This window comes from Streptomyces aureus (assembly GCF_001418135.1).
Classification (GTDB): Bacteria; Actinomycetota; Actinomycetes; order Streptomycetales; family Streptomycetaceae; genus Streptomyces; species Streptomyces aureus_A.
The window spans coordinates 1-6,160 of the sequence record NZ_LIPQ01000383.1 but is presented as its reverse complement, the minus strand read 5'-3'; the positions used below and the strand labels follow the sequence as shown (position 1 = coordinate 6,160).

Here is a 6,160-nt window from a genome sequence, read left to right as displayed (position 1 = left end):
GCGTACGGGGTGGGCACGCAGCTGGTCACCGGCAGCGGCCACCCGACCTGCTCCATGGTCTACAAGCTGGTCGCCCGCGCCTCCTCCGCCGACCACAAGGCCCCCCTCACCCCGGTCGCCAAGAAGTCCCTCGGCGGCAAGACCTCGGTCGGCGGGCGCAAGTGGGCGGCGCGCCGGCCCGACGCGTACGGCCTCGCCGAGGCGGAGGTCGTGGGCACCGGCCCCGTGCCGCCGGAGCTCGCCGACCACCAGCTCCTGGTCGAGCTGGTCAAGGGCGGCGACGTGGTGGCCCGGGAACCCCTGGAGGCCGCGCGGTCCCGGCACATCGCGGCCCGCGCCGGGCTGCCGATGTCGGCGATCCAGCTCTCCCGGGGCGAGCCGGTGCTGCCGACGGAGTACGTCTAGGCCCTGGCGCCGAACTCCCGTCGTCGCCCGAAGGGCGGACGGGAGTCTGACGACAGAGCCCCATGGAGACCGGACCCGCCCCCTCCCGGTGGGCGGGCCGAGTCTCTAGGCTCGGTCCCACCCCTCCCCGACGCGCTAAGGACACCCGCCATGCACCGCGCATTGATCGTTGTGGACGTTCAGAACGACTTCTGCGAGGGCGGCAGCCTCGCGGTGACCGGCGGCGCGGACGTCGCCGCCGCCATCACCGACCTGGTCGGCCAGACGGCGGGCAGCGCCTACCGGCATGTGGTCGCCACCCGCGACCACCATGTCGACCCGGGCGCGCACTTCGCGCCGGCCGGTGAGGAGCCGGACTACGTCACCTCCTGGCCGGTGCACTGCGTGGCCGGCACGGAGGGGGTCGGGTTCCACCCGAACTTCGCGCCGGCCGTCGCCAGCGGGGCGATCGACGCCGTCTTCGACAAGGGCGCCTACGACGCGGCGTACAGCGGTTTCGAGGGGCACGACGAGAACGGGCGGACGCTCGTGGAGTGGCTCCGCGAGCGGGACGTCACCGAGGTCGACGTGGTGGGCATCGCCACCGACCACTGCGTGCGGGCGACGGCCCTGGACGCGGCCCGTGCGGGCTTCCGCACCCATGTGCTGCTCGACCTGACGGCCGGCGTCGCGAAGGGGACGACGGACCGGGCCCTGGAGGAGCTGCGGACGGCCGGTGTGGAGCTGACCGGCAAGCCCGTGGTGGCCTGAGCGGTCCCACGGGCCCCGGACGGGCGCCTCTCAGGCCACGGGTTCCCTGGGGAGGGACCGTACGGGGTGCCAGAGCTCCTGGGCGGCGCCGGGCGCGGATCTCCACAGCAGGCCGTCGGGGTGGTGGAGGACGGCCGTGATCTCGTCGGGGGTGGGCGGTTCGGTGTTGCCCCGGAGGTAGACCGCCCGCAGCCCGAGGTTCCGCAGCCTGGTGAGGGCGCGGGCGCGGTTCGCGGCGTGGACCAGGAAGCGGACGCTGGCGCCGTCGCGAGCCGGGCTTGGCAGCCCTATCGCGACGACCACGCTGCCTCCCGGCAACTTGCAGAACCCTCCGTTGGGCATGCGGAACCACTCCCCCGTGGATCGACTGTCAATAAGAACATCGGTCTGAAGCGTCAGACGCACCTAAACACGATCGGCCGCCGCCCGCTAGAGGGGCGACGGCCGATCATGCTTTGACCTGCGGTTTTACCGACTACTTCGTGGAGGGACCCACGCGGACCGTGATCGTCTCGCCGTTCTTCGGCTCCTTGACGACCTGGATCTTGGTGTTGGTGTCAGTTACCTGGACACCGGCGCGCGCCGTCTCCTGGAGCCAGTACGTGCCCTTGCGGTCGTCGAAGACCGGGTTGCCCGGCAGCGACGGGACGAACGCCGCGACGTCGGCCTTGTGGAGCAGGAGGCTGTCGGTGCGGTAGGTGCCGAAGGTGGAGTCGTAGGCCTGGACGCGGTTGCGCATCAGGCTGCCGTCCTTGAACTTCAGCGGGGTCGGGTGGGCGTCGACCGGAAGGATCAGACCCTGGCCCGGGTGGACCGCGGTGTTGTTGTCCTTCTGGGAGAGGTCCCACTTCCAGATGAGCAGGCCGTTCTGGTACGGGTAGTGCTCGACCCAGCTCGCCTTGTCACCGGTGAACCCGAAGTTGTACGGGCCGACCTTGAGGGTGGCGTCGTACGAGACGTACTGGCGGTTCTCCGCGATGTAGTACTGCTCGTACTCCTTCGTGAAGCCCTTGCCGACCCGCGAGAAGCCCTTGGCCGCCCAGCCGTTGTCACCGTTCTCGGCGTTGTCCGAGAAGACGGTGGCACCGTCGGCGGTCAGCGTGATGGCGTCGGCCGTGAAGCCCTTGCCGCCGGCGCCGCCGTCCGTCTGGTAGCGGAAGCGGAGGTCGAACTTCTTGCCCGCGTAGGCGTCGAGGCCGTAGACGAGCTCCTTGTGGGTGCCCGAGACGTCGGTCAGCGCCGGGGCGCCGCTGGCGTCGCGCGGGAGCGGCTTGCCGTCGGCGGTGCCGTCCAGGGCCGTCCAGTTGGCGCCGCCGTCGGTCGACACCTCGGTGTAGAGGTAGTCGTAGTCGAGCTCGATGTCGTACCAGCCCTTGAGCTTCAGGGAGGCGGACGTCTTGCCCGTCAGGTCGACGGAGCGGGTCAGGGTGTTCTTGAGGTCGTCACCCATGTTGCTCCACCACTGCGTGGCACCCTCGGCGGGCGCGACGACGTCGGTGGTGACGGCCTTCTTCGGCAGCTCGACGACGAGCGCCTGGGGGTTCTCGGTGTTGTACTCGGCCACGCCCAGCTTGTGGGTGGAGTTCCACTTGCGGGCCTCGTTGGCGACCTTGGTGTAGTTCAGCCAGCCGAGCTGCAGCTTGTCCCAGGCGTTCATGTCGCCGGGCAGGTCGCCGATGGCGTCCTTGCCGCGGCCGAGCCAGGAGCCGGAGGACATGAGCGACCAGAAGCCGGTCGAGTTCTCGGCGCCCTTGAGACCGGAGGTGTCGTACAGGTCCGGCAGACCGAGGTCGTGGCCGTACTCGTGCGCGAAGACGCCGAGGCCGCCGTTCTCCGGCTGCATCGTGTAGTCGCCGACCCAGATGCCGGAGTCACCGATCTGCGTGCCGCCGGCCTTGTTGTTCGCCGGGCCGGTCTTGCCCGCGTTGGTGCCGTAGGCGTACCAGCGGTGGGCCCACAGGGCGTCGCCGCCCTGGGCGCCGCCGCCCGCCGACTCGTCCTCGCCCGCGTGGACGATCTGGAAGTGGTCGATGTACCCGTCGGGCTCGTTGAAGTTGCCGTCGCCGTCGAAGTCGTACCGGTCCCACAGGTCGTACTGGGCCATGTCGGCCTTGATCTGGGCGTCGGTGCGGCCCTTGGCCTTCTGGTCGGCCACGAAGGCGGTGACGCCGTCGCGGACCGCGTCCCAGACGTTGGAGCAGTTGCTGTTGCCGCAGTAGTTCGAGCCGTAACGGGCCTCGTTGTACTCGACCTTGACCCAGTCGGAGACGTTGCCGTCGACCGAGTAACGGCCGGACGAGGTCTTCTCGTAGTAGGTCTTCAGCGACTGCTTGGGCTGTCCCTTGGCGTCCTTGCCGGTGCCGAAGTACAGGTCCTGGAAGTGCTGCTGGTTGTAGTCGGCCTTCCAGTCCGTGGAGTTGTCGTGCTCACGGTCGGGCTGGGCTATCTGGTTGTGCAGGGGGCCGGGCGTGCCGCCGAACTTCGGCTTCAGCTCGGTCGTCTCGTCGTCCGCGCGGTCGACGAGGGTGGTGGTGTCCACCTTGTCGCCGAACTCGACGAGGATCGTGAAGATCTTGTCGGTCTTCTCACGGCCGAGCTCGACGTACTTCTTGTCGTCGAGCTTGACGACCTGGGAGCCGTTCCGGCGCTCCACCTTCGACTCGCCGCTCAGGACCTGCTCCAGGGCAGCCTTGCGCTGCTGCTCCTGCTGCTCGCTGAAGGGACCCTCGAGGTCGTGGTCGACCGCCGTCTTGTCGATCCCGGCGCCGGGCGCCGGGTCGTGACGGACATCGGCCGGGTTCACGCTGCCGTGATTGTCGGCCCATGCGGTGGTGAAGGTCGAGGCGGTGGCGGCGGTGGCCGCGAGCGCCACAACAACTGCGGACGTTCTGATCGCCCGTCGTCTGTTGGTCACTTGGTATGTCCTCCCCGGCGCCCGCGCTTCGGACCGAAGGTGGGGTGTCCGTCCGGCGGGTCGCGCGTCACAAGTGACGACATTCGACCGGAGGGAGACAAGAAAAGACAGATCTTGACTTGCACATACCAACTGCACTATGTGGGAGGTGAATTCCGATTATCGGACGATCAACGGGCGCCTTACGGGGAAAAATCACACGACCCGTGACTCCGTGCGCCCCCCGTGCACCCCGTGCACCCGCATCGTGGGTGAGGTCACGCTTACTTCGGTTCCGCCCGGGCATCCACGGTCTTAGAGTCGAACCGTTGTCCTGAGAGGGCGGTACGTGTCATGCAGCGTCCGAACGCCGCGCAACTCACCTACGGTTCGGCCACCGTCGTTCTCACGACCGTCGCCCTGCTGCTGCTCTCCGGTACGACGACCACGCTCGGCATCACGGTGATCTGCCTCGCCGGCCTGCTGCTCGGACTGCTCGTGGCGGTGACGATGCCCCCGCGGACGACGGGCGTCAAGACCACCGCACCGACTCCGGCGCCCGCCGCACACGAAGAGGTCCGGGTACCGACCGCGCGCGTGGGCGCGGGAGTCGATACCCGGACCGGTTCGTGACACCTCGTCCGTGACGCGTCGTCTCCGCCGGGTCCGCGCGGACGACGCCGGTCCGGCTACTGCGGGACGGAGACCACCACCGTCTTCGCCGCCTTGTCGTGCAGACCCTGCTTGTAGGGCTTGTCGACCAGGATCAGGATCAGCAGGAGCAGCGGCCACAGGCAGGCGCAGCAGATCAGCGCGGGGAGCCACAGGACGATCGCGCGCAGGAGCGACTGGCTCATCGGCGGCGTCGAGCCGTCGTTGAGCATCGCGACCCGCAGCTTCAACCACTTCTTGCCGAGGGTCTGGCCGTTCTTGGCGACCATCACCGTGTCGTACGCGACGAACGCGACGATCGTGATCAGCTGGAAGACCAGCTGGCCACCGCCGTTGAGGCTGTTGACCGTGTCGCCGAAGTCGTTGCCGTCCTCGGTCGCCCGCGAGTAGATCTTGAACGGGATGCCGATGACCGCCAGCGGGATCGCGATGATCAGCCAGTCGATGACGCGGGCGACGATGCGCTTGCCGGACTCGGCGAGCGGCGGCATCCCGGAGAGCGGATCGGTCCCTCCGTACCCGGCGCCGTAGCCGCCGTACGGGGGCGGGGGCGGCGGCGCGTTGTCGTACGGGGAGCCGCCCGGCGGACCGTACGGCGAACCGCCCGTGGGTCCGTACGGACTCCCGGGCGGCGGACCTCCCGGCGGAGGCCCTCCCGGCGGCGGACCTCCCGGCGGAGGCCCTTCCGGGGGCGGTCCGGCCGGAGGCGGCTGGCCGGCGGAGGGCGGCGGAGGCTCCTGCGGCCTCTTGAGGAACGGGTCCTCCTCGGGCGGCTGGCCGGGCGGCGGCTGGTCGGTGCTCATGGGGGCAGTGCATCCCGGGCCGGGCGCCCCCGCAAGGAATCACCGCCCGTTCGGGGGACCCCCGGCCGCCGGGGGGTCGCCCGCTCCGGCCGGGGGGTCGCCCGGTCCGGCCGGGGGGTCGCCCGGTCCGGCCGGGGCCGGCGGTCCGTGGATCAGCGCGCCACGAAGGTACGGGCGGCCTTGTCGTGCCAGCACTGCCGCCAGGGGCGGTCGAAGAGGCACCACAGGACGTTGAGGACGCCGATGGCCAGGAGGCCCAGGACGCTGTAGACGAGCCAGCGGCGCAGGGCCGCCCCGAAGCGCGGCGGCTGGTGCGCCTCGATGTCCCGCACCTCGATCCCGCACAGCTTCTTGCCGAGCGTGCGCCCCCACTTGGCGGTGGGCAGCGCCTCGTACAGGACGCCGATGACGAGGAACGCGGCCAGCGCGATGCCGAACTGCACGGAGGTCGTGCCGTCGACCAGCCACACCTGGACGGTGACGCCCGACTGCTTGGCCGCCTCGATCTTGCCGTTGATGTGGTCGAGGGCGGCGGTCACGAACGGGAAGGCGGCGGCGCCGACGAGCGCGCCCAGGACGAGGGTGTCGATCAGCCGGGCGACCAGCCTCCGGCCCAGCCCGGCTGATCGACACCCTC

6 protein-coding genes and 1 pseudogene are annotated in these 6,160 nt (G+C 70.0%); 3 read left to right on the top strand and 4 right to left on the bottom strand.

Annotated features, from left to right (window positions below; all coding sequences use genetic code 11):
• Positions 1–405, top strand: a pseudogene (locus tag AOK00_RS28170) (nicotinate phosphoribosyltransferase); the annotation flags it as partial.
• Between the two features lie 150 nt (positions 406–555).
• Positions 556–1,155, top strand: a complete 600-nt coding sequence (locus AOK00_RS28165; RefSeq protein WP_055603066.1) for a nicotinamidase — start codon at positions 556–558, stop codon at positions 1,153–1,155.
• A gap of 30 nt (positions 1,156–1,185) precedes the next feature.
• Here AOK00_RS28165 and AOK00_RS28160 read toward each other — a convergent pair whose 3' ends face one another.
• Positions 1,186–1,497, bottom strand: coding sequence for a hypothetical protein (locus tag AOK00_RS28160; protein WP_055603065.1), 312 nt, complete (start codon positions 1,495–1,497; stop codon positions 1,186–1,188).
• Between the two features lie 133 nt (positions 1,498–1,630).
• Positions 1,631–4,069 (bottom strand): immune inhibitor A domain-containing protein, encoded by a 2,439-nt coding sequence (locus AOK00_RS28155; protein WP_055603064.1) that lies wholly within the window; start codon positions 4,067–4,069, stop codon positions 1,631–1,633.
• Positions 4,070–4,402: 333 nt separating this feature from the next.
• On the opposite strand from AOK00_RS28155, the gene AOK00_RS28150 reads away from it, so the two are divergent.
• A complete protein-coding gene (locus AOK00_RS28150) occupies positions 4,403–4,681 on the top strand; it encodes a hypothetical protein (protein WP_055603063.1) in 279 nt (92 codons plus the stop codon).
• A gap of 56 nt (positions 4,682–4,737) precedes the next feature.
• Here AOK00_RS28150 and AOK00_RS36455 read toward each other — a convergent pair whose 3' ends face one another.
• Positions 4,738–5,523 (bottom strand): RDD family protein, encoded by a 786-nt coding sequence (locus tag AOK00_RS36455; protein ID WP_063886676.1) that lies wholly within the window; start codon positions 5,521–5,523, stop codon positions 4,738–4,740.
• Positions 5,524–5,675: 152 nt separating this feature from the next.
• Positions 5,676–6,160, bottom strand: a 485-nt coding sequence (locus AOK00_RS28140) for an RDD family protein (RefSeq protein ID WP_173861653.1), incomplete at its 5' end; no start/stop codon positions are given.

What these genes read in the sequence shown, in the direction of transcription:
- AOK00_RS28165 (WP_055603066.1), top strand. Translation starts at nt 556, where the DNA reads ATGCACCGCGCATTGATCGTTGTGGACGTTCAGAACGACTTCTGCGAG.
- AOK00_RS36455 (WP_063886676.1), bottom strand. Translation starts at nt 5,523, where the DNA reads ATGAGCACCGACCAGCCGCCGCCCGGCCAGCCGCCCGAGGAGGACCCG.
- AOK00_RS28150 (WP_055603063.1), top strand. Translation starts at nt 4,403, where the DNA reads ATGCAGCGTCCGAACGCCGCGCAACTCACCTACGGTTCGGCCACCGTC.
- AOK00_RS28160 (WP_055603065.1), bottom strand. Translation starts at nt 1,497, where the DNA reads ATGCCCAACGGAGGGTTCTGCAAGTTGCCGGGAGGCAGCGTGGTCGTC.